The sequence below is a fragment of the Streptomyces lushanensis genome (genome assembly GCF_001700515.1).
GTDB lineage: Bacteria > Actinomycetota > Actinomycetes > Streptomycetales > Streptomycetaceae > Streptomyces > Streptomyces lushanensis.
Map to the genome: position 1 here is coordinate 1 of NZ_MAUD01000229.1, position 18061 is coordinate 18061.

Genomic DNA, 18061 nt, shown 5'->3' on the forward strand with positions numbered 1-18061 from the left:
TCCCTGGACCAGCCGTTCAGGGCGGAGACCGCCAGCATCGCCGCGTGCTTGCCCGAGCAGTTCATCAGAATCCGCTCACGCGCTCCGCCGGCCGCGAGATGCGCCTCCGCCGCGGTCCGGTCCAGCGGCAGGTCCGGCGGTGTCCGCAGAGTGGAGCTGGCGCTCGGCGACCCGGGCGCACCGGTCTTCCCGCGCTCCAGCAACAAGCCGATGCAGGCCGCCGCCGTACTGCGGGCCGGACTCGACCTGTCCGGGCAGCGGCTGGCGCTGGCGGCGGCGAGCCACTCCGGCGAGGCGTTCCATGTCGACCTCGTCCGCGTGATGCTCGCCGAGCACGGGCTGACCGAGGACGATCTGCGGACACCGCCGGACCTGCCGCTGGACCGGACCGCGGCGGAGGCGCATCTCGCGGCCGGCGGAGCGCGTGAGCGGATTCTGATGAACTGCTCGGGCAAGCACGCGGCGATGCTGGCGGTCTCCGCCCTGAACGGCTGGTCCAGGGACGGATACCTGGAGCCGGACCACCCTCTTCAGCTGCTGGTCCGTACGGTGATCGAGGAGACGGCGCAGGAGGCGGTTCCGGTGGTCGGTACGGACGGCTGCGGCGCGCCGTTGATGGCGATCAGCCTGACCGGACTGGCCCGCGCCTTCCGCCACTTCGTGCGCGCCGAGCCGGGCACGGCCGAGCGGCGGGTGGCGGACGCGATGCGTGCGCACCCGGAGTATGTGGCGGGCACACACCGTTCGGACACCTGGCTGATGAGGGAAGTGCCGGGCACGCTCGCCAAGATGGGCGCGGAGGCGGTGCAGGCGGTGGCGCTGGCGGACGGCCGGGCACTGGCGTTCAAGATCGACGACGGAGGTACCCGGGCGGTGGGTCCCGTACTGGCGCGCGCGCTCGAACTGCTGGGCGTGGAGGCCGAGGTGGTCGGACGGATCGGCCGGTCGCCGCTGCTGGGCGGCGGCGCTGAGGTCGGCGGGGTCCGCGCGGCGTTCTGACCGTGAGCCGCGCGCGGCGGCGGACAGGGCGAGGGCGGCGGGCGCCGTGCCGGGTGCGGCCGTGAGAAGCCGTGCCGGGAGCGACCATGGAAAACCGTGCCGGGAGCACCGTGAAAGCCGTGCCGGGAGCGCACCGTGAAAATCTGGATGCGCCGGGCCGCCCGTACCGCTTAGCGTGCGGATCATGAGCCTTGAGGTCCGCACCGTCACCGAATCCGAGTTCCCCGACTGGCACCGAACCCTGAACACCGGGTTCCTGAGGCCACCGGGCGGCGAGGACGAGGTGATGGCGGGACGGCTCGCCCGGAGCGATCTGAACCGTACGCGCGGCGCCTTCGACCAGGGGCGCTGCGTCGCGACCTTCCGGTCCTTCCCGCAGGAGCTGACGGTGGTCGGCGGCGCCGTGCTGCCCGCCGACGCCGTCACCAATGTGAGCGTCTCGCCCACGCACCGCAGGCGCGGGCTGCTCGGCCGGATGATGGCCGCCGATCTGACCGCGGCCAAGGAGCGCGGTGACGCGGTCGCCACGCTGATCTCCGCCGAGTACCCGATCTACGGGCGCTACGGCTTCGGGCCCGCCGCCGGTATCGCCGAGTGGGCCGTCGACGTGCCGCGTTCGGGACTCGATCCGCGCTGGTCGGGCCCGGTCGACGGCGGCAGGATCGATCTGACGGACGGCGCCGGCATACGGAAGATCGGTCCCGAGCTGTACGAGCGCTTCCGCGCGCTCCAGCACGGCGCGACCGACCGCGCCGAGAGCTGGTGGCAGCTCAGCACGGGCGAGGCGCCCAGCGGCCACCCCTGGGTCGAACCCTTCTACGCGGTCCACCGCTCGGCCGCCGGTGAGGTCGAGGGCCTGGCCGTCTACACCGCCGACAGCGAGTGGGGCGACGGCAAGCAGCCGATGAACACCGCGTCCGTGCGGCAGCTGATCGCGGTGACGCCGCGCGCCGAGCGTGCCCTGTGGCAGTTCATCTGCTCGATCGACTGGATCACCACGGTCAGGTCGGGATACCGCGCCCCGGACGATCTGCTGCCGCAGTTCCTGCCCGATCCGCGCGCGGCTCGGATCGTCACCCAGGCCGACTTCCTGTGGGTACGGATCCTCGACGCCGTACGGGCGCTGGAGGCCCGTACGTACGCCGTCCCGGGCACGGTCGTGCTGGACATCCACGACAGGGCGGAGCTGGCGGGCGGCCGGTTCCGGCTGGACGCCTCACCGGCCGGCGCCACCTGCGTACCGACCACGGAGTCGCCCGATCTCGTGCTGGACGTACGGGAGCTGGGCGCGCTGTACCTGGGCGACGAATCCGTGCCGCGGCTCGTGGCGCTGGGCGCGGTGAGCGAGGAGCGGCCGGGCGCGGCGGCGGTGGCGGAGAGGCTGTTCCGTACGCCGAGGCGGCCCTGGTGTCCGGACGTCTTCTGAGGCACGGACGGGACGTACCCGCCGGTCTCCCGGTCCGCGACCGGAACCGGCGGCCGACGGCCGGCTTCCGGTGCGGGGCCCTGGTGCCGGCCCCTGCGGCCTACCGGGCTACCGGCCCTTGGACCTGCTCCCGCGCGGCTGGTTGAAGCGCAGCAGATTGCCCGACGGGTCGCGGAAGGCACAGTCCCGTACGCCGTACGGCTGGTCGATCGGCTCCTGGATCACCTCGGCGCCCGAGGCCCGGATGTGTTCGAACGTGGCGTCGCAGTCGTCGGTCGCGAAGACCGCCCGGCTCAGCAGGCCCTTGGCCATCAGATCCGTGAGCGCCCGCTGATCGGCCTTCGAGGCGTTCGGACTCGCGTTCGGCGATTCGAGGACGATCTCGACGTCCGGCTGCGAGGGCGGGCTGACCGTGACCCAGCGCATTCCCTCGAACGAGATGTCGCTGCGTACGGTCAGTCCGAGCACGTCACGGTAGAAGGCGAGTGCCTTGTCGTGGTCGTGAACCGCGAGAAAGCAGTGGGAGAGCGTGAGGTCCATGCCGGTCACGCTACGAGCCGGCGGCGGGTTTCGCTTCCCCGTTCCTGACCGGCCTCGTGAGGATCATGGCGAAGCACGCCGGGATGGGGGCCCCGTCCTCGTGGCTGCGGGCCCGGTAGGCGCTGGGGCTCTCGCCGACCAGTTCGGTGAACCGTGAGCTGAACGAGCCCAGCGACGAGCACCCGACCGCGAAGCAGACCTCCGTGACGGTCAGATCGCCCCGCCTGAGCAGGGCCTTGGCCCGTTCGATACGGCGGGTCATGAGATAGCTGTACGGCGTCTCCCCGAAGGCGGCGCGGAAGCTGCGGGAGAAGTGGCCGGTCGACATGAGGGCGCCGCGCGCCAGCGCGGGAACGTCGAGAGGCCGCGCGTAGTCGCGGTCCATGGTGTCCCGCGCCCGCCGCAGTCTGACGAGGTCCTCCGGTGTCACCGCCCCAGCATCGCACGCCGCCTTGACCGCCCTCCCGCGCCCGCGTCGGCCTCTCGTACCCGCCGCCGCGCGGGCGTCTTGCCCTCGCTCTCTAGGCTTGGCCCATGGTGGAACACGGCGGAGAAGGTGCCAGGGAACGCGGCGCGGGGTCCGGCGCGGGGTCCGGCGGGCCGCCCGAGCCGACCGTCCTGCCGGCGCCGGTCGCCGCGTGGTGTGTCCGTGTGCTGGGTGCCACACCCGTCGAGCGGCTGTTCTCCGCCGCGCAGACGTCCGAGGTGGTGGGGGTACGGCTCGACGACGGCCGGCGGGTCGTCGTCAAGGCGCGCCCCGACGAGGCGGGCCGCGCGCGGGCCTGCGTCGAGGTGCAGCGGGCGCTGGCCGACCGCGGCTATCCCTGTCCTCGTCCGCTCACCGATGTGACCCTCGTGGACGGCCGGGCCGTGCACGCCGAGCAGTGGCGTCCGGGCGGTGACATGGCGCGCGGTGACGGCCCGGAGACGGCGCGGCGGTTCGCCGTACTGCTCGCCGCCCTGGTCACCGGGGCACGGGAGGTGCCGGTCCGGCCGCCGTTGCCCAATCCGGTGTGGGTCCGCTGGGACCATGACGGACCCGGCCCCTGGCCCGCGTACGACTGGCACGACGACCGAGCCGGGCTGAGGGCCCTTCCGCCGGACCTGGAGGAGACCGCCGTACGCGTGCGCGCCCGGCTGGCCCGCGCCGCCTCACTGCCGCGTACGGTCGGCCACGCCGACTGGGAGACGCAGAACGTGCGGTGGCGGGGCGCGGACGCGGAGGAGCCGTACGCGGTGCACGACTGGGACAGTCTGGCGTGGCTGCCGGAGGCGGCGATCGCGGGAGCCGCGTCCGGGGCGTTCGCCAGCGCCGAGCATCCGACGCTCGTGCCGGTGGAGAGTTCGGCGGCGTTCCTGGACGCCTACCAGGAGGCGAGAGGACGGTCCTTCTCGGACGAGGAGCGGCGGCTCGCCTGGGCGGCGAGCCTGTGGCCCGCCGCCCACAACGCCCGTACCGAGGTCCTCCACGGACAGCGGCCGATCGCCCTGCGGGCCCTGCGCGACCAGGCCGACGAACGCCTGGCGAGGCACTGACCGGCCCTTGGGCGCGCGCTGTCAGGGCCGGTCGCTCACCATTCGCTCACCGGGTAGTCGACGTATCCGGCGGCACCGCCGGTGTAGTACGTGGCGGGATCGCCCGTCGCCGGTTCGCGGCCCAGGGCGAAGCGGGTGACGAGGTCGGGATTGGCGATGAAGTGCGTGGCGAACGAGACGGCGTCGGCGGTGCCCGCCTCGACGACGGCGTTCCCGGACGCGCGGTCGAAGCCCAGGTTCGCGATCAGAGGGCCGTCGAACAGCCGTCGGTACCGTGCGATCGCGGCGATGTCGGGGACGGCGACCGGTGTGGCGCCGGGGGCGGCCCCCGGCGTGGCGCCAGGTGTGGCGTCCGGCGCGGAGAGTCTGCGTCCGAGCAGGTGCAGATAGCCCACGGGGCGGTCGTTGAGCCCGGCCACGAGTTCGTCGTAGTCGGCGAGCGTCGCCTCGTCGTCGGTGAACCGGCCGCCCGGGGCCCCGGACGCCCCGGAATCCCCGGTGGCCGCCGAGGTCCAGTACGGCGAGAGCCGGACGCCCACGCGCCGGCCGCCCCACGGCGCCGCCACCGCGTCGATGACATCGAGCAGCAGCCGTCGGCGCCGGGCGCGGTCGCCGCCGTACGCGTCGGTACGGCGGTTCAGCCGCGGGTTGAGGAACTGCGGTATCAGGAACGGGCCGACGGCGTGGATCTCCACACCGTCGAACCCGGCGCGCCGGGCGTTCTCCGAGGCCGTGCCGTAGTCCGCGATCGTGGTCGCGATCTCCGCCGGTGGCATCGCGCGAGGGGTGACGGTGTCCTTGAAGCCGCTCGCGGTGAAGGACCTCTCGTACGGGTTGACCGCGGACGGCCCGCCGGGCAGCCGGCCGCCGAGGTGATCGGGATGCGAGGCGGCTCCGGTGTGCCAGAGCTGGAGGACGATACGGCCGCCGAGGGCGTGTACGACATCGGTGACCCGGCGCCACGCGCCGACCTGCCGTTCGCTGTGGACGCCGGGCACGTTGACGAAGCCGATCGCCCGCTCGCTGATCCAGGTCCCTTCGGTGATGATCAGACCGGCGCCGGCGCGCTGGCCGTAGTAGGCGACGTGCATCTCCGTCGGTACGAGGTCGGCGTTGGCGGCGCGGGCCCGGGTGGCGGGAGCCATCACCACCCGGTTGGGCAGCCGGAGGTCTCCGAGGTCGGCCGGCCGCAGAAGGGGCTGGTCGAGGGCGGTCGAGGGGATCGTGCTCATGGTCCGTGTCTCCTTCGGGCCGCGGGTTCGGGCCCTGGGTGTGCTTGCCTGTCACTTCGGCGTGGTCGCGTCCGTCATGCGGGTGACGGACCGCGACGGAGAAAGGTGACCGATGGACGAGCAGGACCGGCGGGCGGAGGACGGGCAGGACCGGGCGGTGGGCGGGCAGGACCGGACGCCGACGGGGCAGGACCGGGCATCGGGCGGGCAGGACCGGCTGGCGGAACGGTTCGAGGCGCACCGCGGCCGGCTGCGGTCGGTCGCCTACCGGATGCTCGGCTCGCCGAGCGAGGCGGACGACGCCGTCCAGGAAGCCTGGCTGCGGCTCAGCCGCGCCGATGTGCGCGGGGTCGAGAATCTGGCCGGCTGGCTGACGACAGTCGTCTCGCGTCTCTGTCTCGACATGCTGCGCGCCCGCGCCGCCCGACGGGAGGACCTCGTCGGGCAGCGCCTGCCGGACCGCATCGACCGCATCGACCACGCCGGCCGCGGCAGGGACAGCGGCGGCGGCGACCCGGAGCGGGAAGCGGTGCTGGTCGACTCGGTCGGGCGCGCGCTGCTCGTGGTGCTGGACACGCTGGGCCCCGCTGAGCGCATCGCCTTCGTCCTGCACGACATGTTCGCCGTACCGTTCGACCGGATCGCTCCCGTCGTGGAGCGCTCACCGGTCACCACGAAGAAGCTCGCGAGCCGCGCGCGCCGCAAGGTACGAGGCACTCCCGCGGTTCCCGCCGCCGAACTCGCCCGCCACCGTCGTGTGGTCGACGCCTTCCTGGCCGCGTCGCGCAGCGGCGACCTCGACGCGATTCTCGCGGTGCTCGACCCCGACGTCGTACGCCGTGCCGACGCCGCCGCTCTGCCGGCGGGCGCGCCGGCGGAGGTCCGCGGTGCGCGAGCGGTGGCGGAGGGGGTCGTCGTCTTCGGACGGAGGGCGCGCTTCGCGGAACCGGCGCTGGTGAACGGAGCGATGGGCGCGGTCGTGGCGCCCGGCGGGAGGCTGCTCCTCGTCCTCACCTTCACGTTCACCGGCCCGGGGGAGGGCGGGAGGATCGCCGGGTACGAGGTGATCGCGGACCCCGCCCGGCTCCGGCGGCTCGACCTGGCCGCTCCCGAGGCGCTCTGACTGGTTCTGTCGCTACCAGGAACATCGGTCCACTGCCACCGGGAGCGGAGGAGGAGGAGAGTCGGCACAGCGGACCTCTGATCCGTGACGAAAGGAACGACATGACCAGCGCAACCTCCGCCGGCACCCTCATGCTCGCCGACGACCTCACCATCAGCCGTATGGGCTACGGCGCGATGCAGCTCGCCGGCCCCGGGGTCTTCGGTCCGCCCAAGGACCGCGGGCAGGCCGTCACCGTGCTCCGGGAGGCGGTCGACCTCGGCATCACCCATATCGACACCAGCGACTTCTACGGTCCCGTCGTCGTGAACGAGATCATCAAGGAGGCCCTGCACCCGTATCCCGCGGACCTCCGTATCGTCACCAAGGTCGGTGCCCGCCGCGGCGACGACGGCTCCTGGAATCCGTCGCTGGAGCCCGACGATCTCAAGGCCCAGGTACGCGAGAACCTGCTGCACCTCGGTCTGGACACCCTCGATGTCGTCAATCTGCGGGTCGGGACGGCCGAGGGCACGGCGGACGAGTCCGTCGCGGAGCAGTTCGGCGCGCTGGCGGAGCTCCAGCGGGAGGGCCTGGTCCGCCACCTCGGACTGAGCGGGGTCACCTCGGCGCAACTGACGCAGGCGCGGACCATCGCGCCCGTCGTCACCGTGCAGAACCTCTACAACCTCGCCGCCCGGCAGGACGACGAGCTGGTCGACCGGTGCGCGGCCGAGAACATCGCGTTCGCCGCGTTCTTCCCGCTCGGCGGCTTCAGCCCGCTCCAGTCCGGGACACTCACCGCCGTCGCCGCCCGCCTCGGTGCCTCGCCGCAGCAGGTGGCACTGGCCTGGCTGCTCCAGCGTTCGTCGACGACGGTCCTCATCCCGGGCACCTCCTCCGTGACGCACCTCCACGAGAACGTCGCCGCGTCCGACCTCGAACTCCCGGCCGACGCGGTGGCACAGCTCGACGCCATCGCCGGATAGCCGGACAGCCGGACGGCTCGAAAGGCGGACAGCGGGCGTCAGCCCATGCCGTCCGGTGCGTGCGCACGCCGCGCTGGATACCGAAGGGTGCGGCGTCTTCCGCTTCCACTCCTCGTCCTCGGAGTCGCGCGCAGCCGGTTTCTCCCCCTCCGGCCGCGCCCGCCAGGCCCGGGCCGATCCGCGCGGGCCTCGTCAGGCGCCGACGTAGGCCGCGAGGTGCTCGCCGGTGAGGGTGGAGCGGGCGGCGACCAGGTCGGCGGGCGTGCCCTCGAAGACGATCCGGCCGCCGTCGTGGCCGGCGCCGGGGCCGAGGTCGATGATCCAGTCCGCGTGCGCCATGACCGCCTGGTGGTGCTCGACGACGATGACCGACTTGCCGGAGTCGACGAGCCGGTCGAGCAGGCCGAGGAGCTGCTCCACATCGGCGAGATGCAGTCCGGTGGTCGGCTCGTCGAGGATGTAGACGCCGCCCTTGTCGGCCATGTGGGTGGCCAGCTTGAGCCGCTGCCGCTCGCCCCCGGACAGCGTGGTGAGCGGCTGGCCGATGGTGAGGTAGCCGAGCCCGACGTCGGCGAGCCGGGTGAGGACGGCGTGCGCGGCCGGCGTGCGCGCCTCGCCCGCGCCGAAGAACTCCTCGGCCTCGGTCACCGACATCGCGAGCACCTCGCTGATGTCACGTCCGCCGAGGTGGTGGTCGAGCACCGCCGCCTGGAACCGCTTGCCCTCGCACTCCTCGCAGGTGGTGGCGACACCGGCCATGATCGCCAGGTCGGTGTAGACGACGCCCGCGCCGTTGCAGTTGGGGCAGGCGCCCTCGGAGTTTGCGCTGAACAGCGCCGGCTTCACCCCGTTGGCCTTGGCGAACGCCTTGCGGATCGGGTCGAGCAGCCCGGTGTACGTCGCCGGGTTGCTCCGCCGCGAGCCGCGGATCGCGCCCTGGTCGATCGACACGATGCCCGCGCCCGCGGCCCCCGGCTGCTGGGGCAGTGACCCGTGCACGAGCGAGCTCTTGCCGGAACCGGCGACACCCGTGACGACGGCGAGCACCCCGAGCGGGATGTCGACGTCGACGTCACGCAGGTTGTGCGCCGTCGCGCCGCGGATCTCCAGCATGCCGGTGGGCGTCCGTACCGTCTCCTTGAGGGCGGCCCGGTCGTCGAAGTGGCGGCCGGTGATGGTGCCGCCGCCCCGCAGCTCCTCGACGGTGCCCTCGAAGCAGACGGTGCCGCCCGCCGTACCGGCGCCGGGACCGAGGTCGACGATGTGGTCGGCGATCACGATCGTCTCCGGCTTGTGCTCCACGACGAGCACCGTGTTGCCCTTGTCCCGCAGCCGTAGCAGCAGCTTGTTCATCCGCTGGATGTCATGGGGGTGCAGGCCGGTGGTGGGCTCGTCGAAGACATAGGTGGTGTCGGTGAGCGAGGAGCCGAGGTGGCGGATCATCTTCACGCGCTGCGCCTCGCCGCCCGACAGTGTGCCCGCCGACCGGTCGAGCGAGAGATAGCCCAGCCCGATCTCCACGAACGAGTCGAGGGCCTGCCACAGCGCGGTGAGCAGCGGCGCCACCGACGGCTCGTCGAGACCGCGAACCCACTCGGCCAGGTCGCTGATCTGCATCGCGCAGGCGTCGGCGATGTTGATCCCGCCGATCCGCGAGGAGCGGGCTCCGTCGTTGAGACGGGTGCCGTCGCACTCGGGGCAGGTGGTGAAGGTGACCGCCCGGTCCACGAACTCCCGGATGTGCGGCTGCATGCCCTCCCGGTCCTTGGCGAGCATTGACTTCTGGATCCGCGGGATCAGCCCCTCGTAGGTCATGTTGATGCCCGCGATCTTCATCCGGACCGGCTCGCGGTGGAGGAAGTCGTGCAGCTCCTTCTTGGTGTACGCGCGGATCGGCTTGTCCGGGTCGAGGAAGCCCGACTCGCTGTAGAGCCGGTAGTTCCAGCCGCCCGCCTTGTAGCCGGGAATGGTCATCGCGCCCTCGGCGAGCGACTTGGAGGCGTCGTAGAGCTGGGTGGGGTCGATGTCGGACACCGTGCCACGGCCTTCGCAGCGCGGACACATGCCGCCGGTGATGCTGAAGCTGCGACGCTCCTTCACGGTCTGCCCGGCGCGCTCCAGGGTGACCGCGCCCGCCCCGCTGATCGAGGCGACGTTGAAGGAGAACGCCTTGGGCGAGCCGATGTGCGGCTGCCCGAGCCGGCTGAAGAGGATGCGCAGCATCGCGTTGGCGTCGGTGGCGGTGCCGACCGTGGAGCGGGGGTCGGACCCCATCCGCTGCTGGTCGACGATGATCGCGGTCGTCAGCCCTTCGAGTACGTCGACCTCGGGCCGCGCCAGCGTCGGCATGAAGCCCTGCACGAAGGTGCTGTAGGTCTCGTTGATCAGCCGCTGCGACTCCGCGGCGATCGTGCCGAACACCAGTGAGCTCTTGCCCGAGCCGGAGACGCCGGTGAACACCGTCAGCCGGCGCTTCGGGATCTCGATGCTGACGTCCTTGAGGTTGTTCACGCGCGCGCCGTGCACGCGGATCAGGTCGTGGCTGTCGGCGACGTGCAGCGCGGGCGACTGCGTGTCCGTCCTCGTGGCCGTGCTCATCGTGTCTCCATCCGTTGGGCGGGGCCGCCCCCGCGGTCTCCGTCGGTGCAGCCTGGCTCGATCCGACCGGCTTCGAGCGTACGTCCGGTTCTTCTCCGCCCCGCCCCGTGGAGCCCCGGGCACCGGGCACACGGCGCGCGTCCGGCCGGGCCACCGGAGCGCGGCCGTCGGCCCGGGACGCGGTACGGAACCGTCAGCCCGACCAAGGGCCGTCGCGCCTCGTGCTCGGTGTCACGACGACGCCGGGGGCGGGGGCGGGGGCTGGTACTGGCGCGGGGGCCGGACTCATCGGTCCTGGAGCAGCCCGAGGACATTGCCGTCGGGGTCGGTGAAGGTGGCCACCAGACGGCCGCCACCGACGTCGTGCGCGGGCTCCTTCACGGTGGCACCCGCGGCGGTCACCTCGGCCAGCTTCGCCTCGATGTCCGGTACGTGCCAGTAGGTCACCGGCGAGCTCATGCCCTGTGGTCCACCGCCCGGCACCAGCCCGATGTGCTGACCGGCGGCCTCGAAGCCGACGTAGTAGGACTCGTCGGCCTGCGGCGCCACGCCGAGCAGCGCGGTGTACACCGCCTTGGCCGCCGCCAGATCGGAGACGGGATGCAGCACGGTCTTGATCCCCTGGGTGGAAGAGTCGGTCATGGTCACTCCTGAAGTCGTGATTCCGGGTCCGGATCGTCCGGCCCGGCGACGAACGGGGAAGCCCTGGAAACCGGCCACCCGATCGCCCCGGACGACGATGCGCTCACGCTAATGCGGCCCCGTGACCGGCGCTTCTCGATTCCTGACCGGTTCCTGACGGCCTCCTGCCCGCCTCCCGACCGACCGGCTCACGCGCACGGATCGGATGTCCGGTCTCGCTGAGGATGAGGCAGGTTGATGCTCTGACCTGGGGTGTCTCAAGTTGAGTGAGACGCTTCTGGAGATTCTGTCTCGGTCAAGGTGAGGTGTCTGGCCTTGGGCACGGGGTCGTGTTGGCCGGCTCGGTCGGCGGGTGGTGCGCTTCGTGGGCGTCGATGAGTTCGTCCAGGTGTGCCTCTGCCCAGGTGCGTGCCGCGTCGAGCAGGTCAAGGAGACTCCGGCCGAGCGACGTGAGTTCGTACTCGACGTGGCGGACGGGTCCGGCGTGGACCGTTCGGACGATGAAGCCGTCACGTTCCAGCGTCCGGAGGGACTGTGTGAGCACCTTGGATGTGATGTTCCGCAGTGGGACCCGTAGTTCGGAGAACCGGCGGGGGCCGTCCTCAAGGCACTGGATGATCATCCCGGCCCATTTGTCCCCCACACGGAACGGCATCAGGTCAGAGGGGCAGAGCGGGTCGAACATCTCTGGGTCCAGGGGCTTGGTCACAGCGCCACCGTAGTGCGGTATCCAGGAGGTAACCATGAGTGTGGCTACCTTGCTCGGGCAGGTCAGCGGACAGATCTTCTTGAGGCGCGAGCGAGGTGATCCATGGGCAAGTTCGTTGTTTTCGGGGCAGGCGGGCGAGTCGGACGGGCGGCTGTTGGTGAGGCTCTCCGCCGGGGGCACCACGTCACGGCAGTCGTCCGGAACGCGTCCAGGTACCCGGACATGGAAGGTGCGGGAGTCCGTCTGGTGAGCGGTGATGTCACTGACGCAGACGCTGTTGCCGATCTCGCGGCCGGGCATGATGCCGCGATCATGGCTGCCTACGATGCCGGCACTCAGCCGGACGTCTTCTTCACAGCCGCGGCCCGCGCTCTCCTGGATGGGCTGGCGCGAGCGGGGGTGGGCCGGTTGGTCGCTGTCGGCCTGGCGGCAACGTTGGAGACCAGTGAGGGGACGCCTTTGATGGACACTCCCGGTTTTCCGCAGGAGTACCGGCCCCTCTGCCTTGGCCATGCAGCCGGGACATCTGTGCTGCGTTCCTCGGTGACTCCTCTGGACTGGCTGATCATCAGTCCGGCTGGTGACTTCGATCATGCCGGGGCGGCCTCTGGCCGATACTCCACGGCAGACGTCAACATGGCCAGTCGCATCTCCCACGGCGACTTCGCGATCGCCCTGCTCGATGAGATCGATGCCCCTCGTCACCACCGCACGCATGTCGGTGTCGAAGGGGCCTGATCCAGCGGATGCCCCAGAGTGAGGACGTTGATCATCCGACCTTCGAGGCGTGTGACAGAGGCGTGTGACAGGGGTTCGTCGTCCCAGGTCAGATCGGCGACGACTTCCACCAAGCCGACAAGGCCGTTGCGGAGCCAAGGGAGCGTGATGCCTCGGGGGCGGTGGTCCAGGCGGAAGGCTTGCTCGAACTCGATCTGGGTGGTGCCAGTGAGGTGCGCGACCTTGCGTTCGGTCTCCGGTCGCTGAGCCAGGGAGATGATCAGTCTCGTGAACCTGGCGACCTGGGGGTGGTTGGCGGCCCGGTGGAAGCGCTGCGACCGGATGAGGTCGAAGCGGTTCGGGAGGGTCTTGGAGTCCGGCCGGTAGATGCGCGCAAGCACGGAATCCCGGTCGCCACGGACCAACGCCCGTCGGTCTGTCTCTCTCCAGAACCGCTCGCAGTGACGGTAGGCGGCTCCCAGAGCGAACGTCCCGTGCCGACGCCCCAGCCGGTCGAGGAAGCGCTGGGCGCGGACGACTTCCGGAGCGTGGGAGAGGTCGATCTGCTCGAAGACGTTCGCGCGGCCGCAGCTGAGCCAGCGCCGGTGACGGACGCAGACGTTGTCGTGAAGCCCGCGGAGGTAGACTTGGACCAGCCCGGTCAGTTCGCAGCGGTCCACCGTCCCGTCGTCGTGGACGACCAGCACATCCAGCGGCGTGGAGTCGATTTCCATCACCTCGCCCGGCCGCGCTGCCGTCGGCTGCCCGGACATCCGCTTCGGCTGCTTGCCCAGTGAACGGCGCGTGCGGGCAGAGCCCAGCAGATGCCGTCCCGTCGAGACCGCCTGAAACAGCCGGTAGAACGCGGCCCGCGACGGCATCGCCACCGTCCCGACGCCGTGCTCGTCCGACAGCAGGCGTTCGACCTGGCGCTGCAGCACCTGCGCGGACACGGTCGCCTCGTCGGTCCGACTGTTCACGACCTTCTCGATCGCCGCCACCACCCGCGGATCAGCCCGGCCCGTCCCCGTGGAGGGCTTGACCAGCCGCCGGTCCACCAGCCCCGCCACCCTCTCGCGCTCGAAACGGGCGCGCAGCCGCTGGAGCGTGCTCAAGGCCACCTCCTCGCCGGCCTCCCGGAGCTCGGCGACTTTCGCCAGCTCCCGCTGGCGCACCGAGCGCACGTCCGGGTCGTACTCGGCTCTCACCGGCGTGCCCGGTTCAGCATCCGGGCGGCCGGTCATCAACTCGGTCAGGTGCCGCTGCCACCATCGAACCCGTTCCGCTTCCTCCTCGGGCAGCCCCTCCAGCACCCCCTCCTCCGGCAGCGGCGGGCGGGACGGACCCGTGCCGAGAACGGCGAACCCCTCGGAGGCCAGCAGATGACCCAGCAGCACCACGCTCGCAGCCTGGGCATCGTCGACGAGCCGCACCGCCGTCCCGTGCAAGGCGACGACGCTGTGCTCGCGCCCCTCATAGCGAACCCGGTCACCCAGCGACAGAAGTCCAGCACGTGCTGGCATCGCTCTCCGCCTCCCTTGCCGCGATGGGCGCCGGATGCACGACCGTCGCCTCAACTGCAGGGAGACGGGACATCGGACACCGCGGGCGTCTGGCGGTGAGGCGCGGAACACTATTGCAAGCATGCGCTTGCAATAGTTAGCGGACCGGCGCAGTATGGGGACATGGCATCACTCAACGTCGGCAATCTCGGTGAGTATCTGCGCGAACAGCGGCGCAGCGCGCAGTTGTCGTTGCGGCAGCTCGCCGATGCCGCCGGGGTGTCCAATCCGTATCTGAGTCAGATCGAGCGCGGGCTGCGCAAGCCGAGCGCGGACATCTTGCAGCAGCTCGCGAAGGCGCTTCGGATCTCCGCCGAGACGCTGTATGTGCAGGCCGGGATGTTGGACGAGCGGGGGCGGGAGGAGCTGGGGACGCGTGCCGTCATCCTCGCCGACCCCTCGATAAACGAACGGCAGAAGCAGGTGCTGCTCCAGATCTACGAGTCGTTCCGCAAGGAGAACGCGCTCGACACGGAGAGTGCCGAAGGTACGGAGAGCGCCGGCGGTACAGAGAGCACCGGCGGTACGGATACGGAGAGTACGGACGGTACGGAGACCGCGGTGCGGACGGCCGGTGCGGACGCCGTCGCTGCCGCGGGTCCCACGGCCGACGGCAGTGCTGCCGCTCCACCCGCAAAACCCTCACACTGAACTGATCCGGGAGGACACCAGTCATGGCCATCGTGGATGACCTGCGCAAGACCCTCACCGACCCGACGCCCCTCTACTTCGCGGCCGGCACCGCCGACATCGCCGTGGAGCAGGCCAAGAAGGTGCCGGGCCTGATCGAGCAGTTCCGGGCCGAGGCTCCGGGGCGGCTGGAGGCCGTACGCAACTCCGACCCCAAGGCCGTGCAGGACAAGGTCACCATCCAGGCCCGGGAGGCCCAGGCGACCGTGCAGGCCAAGGTCAGTGAGGTGTTCGGGTCGCTGGACACCGATCTGAAGAAGCTGGGCGAGAGCGCCCAGGACCTGGCGCTGCGGAGCCTGGGCATGGCCGCCGAGTACGCCGCACGGGCGCGGGAGACGTACGAGAAGGTCGCCGAGCGCGGCGAGCAGACCGTACGGACCTGGCGCGGCGAGGGCGCCGAGCAGATCACCGAGATCGCCGTCGCCGTCGAGCCCGAGCCGAAGAGCGAGCCCAGGACGCACGAGTCAAGGACGCACGAGTCCAGGACACAGCCGAAGGCCGCGTCCCGGCCCGCGCCGAAGAGTGAGCCGAAGGCCGCGCCGAGGAGCGAGACCAAGGCGGCGCCCAAGTCGGCCACGGCCAAGACCACCACCACCAAGCCGGCCACGCCCCCGGCCACGGCCGCGGTCAAGAAGACCGCCCCGCGCAAGACGACGACGGCCAAGAAGAGCACCCCGCCGTCCGCCAAGTGAGCGGTCCGCCACGTCGGCCGAGCGGCGGCCCCGGCGGCCGTCGGCCCCGAAGCGTAACGGGCCGGGCACCTCACGGGTGCCCGGCCCGTTGTCCGGGTACCTTGGCGTACGGGCCGCGAGGATTTCATTCACCCGGTGGGGTACCCATCGGGTCGTCCCATCGGGTCATCCACCTACCAGGCAGGCGGTGTCAGCATGTTGCTCTCGGGTTTCGGCACATTCCTCTGGCTGCTCAATCTGGCGATGCTCGCCCTCGCCGTCGTCGCGCTGTTCCTCTCCGCGACGGCCCGTGAGGACGCCTACCGGGCCGCCGACAAGCAGACCAAGAAGTTCTGGCTCATCATCCTGGGGATCACGGTCGCGGTGAACCTCCTCGTGCCGATGCTGTTCCTCCAGATCGCCGGGCTGGTCGCCACGATCGTCTTCATGGTCGACGTACGGCCCGCGATCCACCAGATCTCCGGCGGCGGACGCCGTGGCGGCGGTTCCAGCAGCGACGGTCCCTACGGTCCGTACAACGGCGGGCGCTGAGGCCGCGGAGTACCGGGACCGGACCGGATCAGACCGGACCGGACCGGATCACCGGTCCGAGGGGCCCAGCGGATCGGTCACGTGCCGCCGCGGCCCAGCAGCAGCACCGCCACATCGTCGGTCAGCTCCCCGCCGTTCAGCTCCCGCGCCTGAGCGACCGCGGACTCCAGCAGTTCGTCGCCGGTCAGCCCGCGCGCGAGCTGCGCGTTGATCATCTCGACCATGCCCTCCTGGCCGAGGCGCCGCGTGGCGCCGGGCGCCGCCCGGCCCTCGATCAGACCGTCCGTGTAGAGCATCAGCCCCCATGCCGCGCCCAGCTCCACCTGTCTGCGCGGCCAGCGCGCCCGCGGCAGCAGCCCCAGCGCCGGGCCGCCCTCCTCCTCGTACGGGAGCAGATGCGCCGCCCGCCCGTTCCGGGTGATCAGCGGTGAGGGATGACCGGCCAGACAGAGCCCGGCCCGCCGCCCGTCCGGCGTGATGTCGACCGTGCAGAGCGTCGCGAAGATCTCCTCGCTCTCCCGCTCGTGCTCCAGGACCTGCTGGAGCGTGGAGAGCAGCCGGTCGCCGCAGAGTCCCGCCAGCGTCAGCGCGCGCCAGGCGATCCGCAGCTCCACGCCGAGGGCCGCCTCGTCGGGCCCATGGCCGCAGACGTCGCCGATCATCACATGGACCGTTCCGTCCGGCGTACGGACCGTGTCGTAGAAGTCGCCGCCCAGCAGGGCCCGTGATCTGCCGGGCCGGTAGTGGGCGGCGAAGGTCAGATCCGAGCCCTGGAGCAGGGGAGTGGGCAGCAGACCACGCTCCAGCCGCGCGTTCTCCTGCGCGCGCAGCCGGGACTCGGTGAGCTGGCGCTGCGCGATGTCGGCCCGCTTGCGCTCGACCGCGTACCGGATGGCACGGCTCAGCAGCCGCCCGTCCAGTTCGCCGCGGAAGAGGTAGTCCTGCGCACCGGCCCGTACGGCGCCCGCCGCGCGCTCGACATCGCCCTCGGCCGCCAGCGCGAGCACGGCATGGCGAGGCGCCAGGCGCAGTACGCGTTTGAGCGGGGCCAGATCGTCGCTGTCGCCGGAGCCGGGAAGAGCGAGGTCCACGAGGATGCAGTCGATGTCGTCCGTGAGCAGCCGCTCGGCCTCGGTGAGATTACGGGCCGTACGGATGCGGACCCGGGTGCCGGCGCCCTCCGGCAGCTCCGGAGCCGTGAACGTACCCGCCGGGTCGTCGTCGATCACCAGCAGCGTGAGATCGCCGCCCTCGGTGGTCTTGCCGCCCTTGGAGCCCTTGGCGCTCTCGCCGTTCTCCGCGGGTCCGCCGTTCTCCGCGGGTCCGGAACTCTCTGCGGGTCCGGCGCTCCGGGCGGCGGGCCGCCTCTCCACGGTCGAACCTGTGCGCTGCTGCGGTACGGGTACGGGTACGGGTGCCGACATCGGTCTGGGTTTCCTTCCCTCCCCCCGAGGGCGCGGGTGGCACGACGATCGACGTTCCACCAGACGGGGACCATAGCGGTAGCTCCCGCCCCAGTGGAATGGCATAAGGATGAAGAGCCATCGTCATATGCCGCCTGCCACACCGCATCTGTCGCGATTCGGGCATCGGTGGCCATGACATACATCACGTATGACCTGGCCGGAGCCCTCTCCGTCACACGTGGAGCATGCGGGGCAGACCAGTGGAAGAGCCATGGAACACCCGTCAAACGCCCATGAATCAGCCAGAGGGACGGGCTTGGTTCACACATGAGGCCACATGTGCCACCTCATGCGTATGTGAGGTGATATGGGTGTGTGCGGTCCATGTGAGGTGGATCCATATGAGATGGACCTATGTGCGGTGAGCCTCTGTGAGATGGGCCTATGTGAAGTGGTAGCTACATGTCCGGGCGTACGACCCCGAGGATCTCCATCGAGCCCGCGCCCGCCAGGGTCACATTCCGTCCGGGCCTCGGTGCGTGCACGATCGCGCCGTCGCCGATGTACATCGCCACATGGCTGGCGTCCTGGTTGTAGATGATCAGATCGCCGGGCCGCATGTCCTTCACCGCGATCCTCGGCAGCAGCCGCCACTGCTCCTGCGAGGTGCGCGGGATGGGCCGGCCGGCC

General features: G+C 71.1%; 19 protein-coding genes. 9 read left to right on the forward strand and 10 right to left on the reverse strand.

The annotated features are described in order from the left end of the window. Positions 1 to 131, reverse strand: a 131-nt coding sequence (locus tag BFF77_RS36940; protein ID WP_245703597.1) for an asparaginase, incomplete at its 3' end; no start/stop codon positions are given. Between BFF77_RS36940 and BFF77_RS19440 the strand changes: the two genes are divergently transcribed. Further along, positions 70 to 999, forward strand: a complete 930-nt coding sequence (locus tag BFF77_RS19440) for an asparaginase (protein ID WP_245703598.1) — start codon at positions 70 to 72, stop codon at positions 997 to 999. The genes BFF77_RS36940 and BFF77_RS19440 overlap by 62 nt on opposite strands. Before the next feature lie 184 nt (positions 1000 to 1183). Then, complete coding sequence (locus tag BFF77_RS19445) at positions 1184 to 2425, forward strand: GNAT family N-acetyltransferase (RefSeq protein ID WP_066951432.1); 1242 nt, start codon at positions 1184 to 1186, stop codon at positions 2423 to 2425. Positions 2426 to 2533: 108 nt separating this feature from the next. Here BFF77_RS19445 and BFF77_RS19450 read toward each other — a convergent pair whose 3' ends face one another. Together BFF77_RS19450 and BFF77_RS19455 are read right to left on the reverse strand one after the other, a co-directional pair. Beyond that, positions 2534 to 2965, reverse strand: a complete 432-nt coding sequence (locus BFF77_RS19450) for a VOC family protein (RefSeq protein ID WP_066951434.1) — start codon at positions 2963 to 2965, stop codon at positions 2534 to 2536. Between the two features lie 10 nt (positions 2966 to 2975). Then, entirely contained in the window at positions 2976 to 3395 is a 420-nt protein-coding gene (locus BFF77_RS19455; protein ID WP_066951404.1) for a helix-turn-helix transcriptional regulator, read from the reverse strand. A gap of 104 nt (positions 3396 to 3499) precedes the next feature. On the opposite strand from BFF77_RS19455, the gene BFF77_RS19460 reads away from it, so the two are divergent. Next, positions 3500 to 4501, forward strand: a complete 1002-nt coding sequence (locus BFF77_RS19460; protein ID WP_245703595.1) for an aminoglycoside phosphotransferase/kinase family protein — start codon at positions 3500 to 3502, stop codon at positions 4499 to 4501. Positions 4502 to 4536: 35 nt separating this feature from the next. Here the strand turns inward: BFF77_RS19460 and BFF77_RS19465 are convergent, their stop codons facing one another. Next, entirely contained in the window at positions 4537 to 5733 is a 1197-nt protein-coding gene (locus BFF77_RS19465) for an alkene reductase (RefSeq protein WP_066951407.1), read from the reverse strand. Between the two features lie 112 nt (positions 5734 to 5845). Here BFF77_RS19465 and BFF77_RS19470 point away from each other — a divergent pair, with 112 nt between their 5' ends. Next, entirely contained in the window at positions 5846 to 6856 is a 1011-nt protein-coding gene (locus BFF77_RS19470) for a sigma-70 family RNA polymerase sigma factor (protein ID WP_079125306.1), read from the forward strand. Between the two features lie 101 nt (positions 6857 to 6957). Continuing rightward, the gene (locus tag BFF77_RS19475; RefSeq protein ID WP_066951409.1) at positions 6958 to 7824 is read left to right on the forward strand and encodes an oxidoreductase; all 867 of its coding nucleotides are present in this window, start codon (positions 6958 to 6960) and stop codon (positions 7822 to 7824) included. A gap of 192 nt (positions 7825 to 8016) precedes the next feature. On the opposite strand, the gene BFF77_RS19480 is transcribed toward BFF77_RS19475, so the two are convergent. The 3 genes from BFF77_RS19480 to BFF77_RS19490 form a co-directional block, all read right to left on the reverse strand. Next, positions 8017 to 10422: an ATP-binding cassette domain-containing protein gene (locus BFF77_RS19480; RefSeq protein ID WP_066951412.1), complete on the reverse strand. Its 2406-nt coding sequence runs from the start codon at positions 10420 to 10422 to the stop codon at positions 8017 to 8019. Between the two features lie 285 nt (positions 10423 to 10707). Next, positions 10708 to 11064, reverse strand: coding sequence for a VOC family protein (locus BFF77_RS19485; protein WP_066951414.1), 357 nt, complete (start codon positions 11062 to 11064; stop codon positions 10708 to 10710). 295 nt (positions 11065 to 11359) lie between these two features. Then, a complete protein-coding gene (locus BFF77_RS19490; protein WP_066951416.1) occupies positions 11360 to 11809 on the reverse strand; it encodes a winged helix-turn-helix transcriptional regulator in 450 nt (149 codons plus the stop codon). A 66-nt stretch (positions 11810 to 11875) separates the two neighbouring features. Between BFF77_RS19490 and BFF77_RS19495 the strand changes: the two genes are divergently transcribed. Further along, positions 11876 to 12511, forward strand: coding sequence for an NAD(P)-dependent oxidoreductase (locus BFF77_RS19495; protein ID WP_066951419.1), 636 nt, complete (start codon positions 11876 to 11878; stop codon positions 12509 to 12511). On the opposite strand, the gene BFF77_RS36945 is transcribed toward BFF77_RS19495, so the two are convergent. Then, on the reverse strand, positions 12475 to 14013 hold the full coding sequence (locus BFF77_RS36945) for a hypothetical protein (protein WP_245703596.1): 1539 nt from the start codon (positions 14011 to 14013) through the stop codon (positions 12475 to 12477). The genes BFF77_RS19495 and BFF77_RS36945 overlap by 37 nt on opposite strands. A 162-nt stretch (positions 14014 to 14175) precedes the next feature. Here BFF77_RS36945 and BFF77_RS19505 point away from each other — a divergent pair, with 162 nt between their 5' ends. The 3 genes from BFF77_RS19505 (at position 14176) to BFF77_RS19515 (ending at position 15965) form a co-directional block, all read left to right on the forward strand. After that, positions 14176 to 14703: a helix-turn-helix domain-containing protein gene (locus BFF77_RS19505; RefSeq protein ID WP_066951421.1), complete on the forward strand. Its 528-nt coding sequence runs from the start codon at positions 14176 to 14178 to the stop codon at positions 14701 to 14703. Between the two features lie 23 nt (positions 14704 to 14726). After that, entirely contained in the window at positions 14727 to 15434 is a 708-nt protein-coding gene (locus BFF77_RS19510; protein WP_066951424.1) for a hypothetical protein, read from the forward strand. A 195-nt stretch (positions 15435 to 15629) separates the two neighbouring features. Further along, the gene (locus BFF77_RS19515) at positions 15630 to 15965 is read left to right on the forward strand and encodes a DUF2516 family protein (protein WP_066951427.1); all 336 of its coding nucleotides are present in this window, start codon (positions 15630 to 15632) and stop codon (positions 15963 to 15965) included. Between the two features lie 77 nt (positions 15966 to 16042). On the opposite strand, the gene BFF77_RS19520 is transcribed toward BFF77_RS19515, so the two are convergent. Together BFF77_RS19520 and BFF77_RS19525 are read right to left on the reverse strand one after the other, a co-directional pair. Further along, positions 16043 to 17389, reverse strand: coding sequence for a PP2C family protein-serine/threonine phosphatase (locus BFF77_RS19520; RefSeq protein WP_066951429.1), 1347 nt, complete (start codon positions 17387 to 17389; stop codon positions 16043 to 16045). A 440-nt stretch (positions 17390 to 17829) separates the two neighbouring features. After that, positions 17830 to 18061: C40 family peptidase (locus BFF77_RS19525; protein ID WP_141698468.1), on the reverse strand; the 232-nt coding region annotated here is incomplete at its 5' end.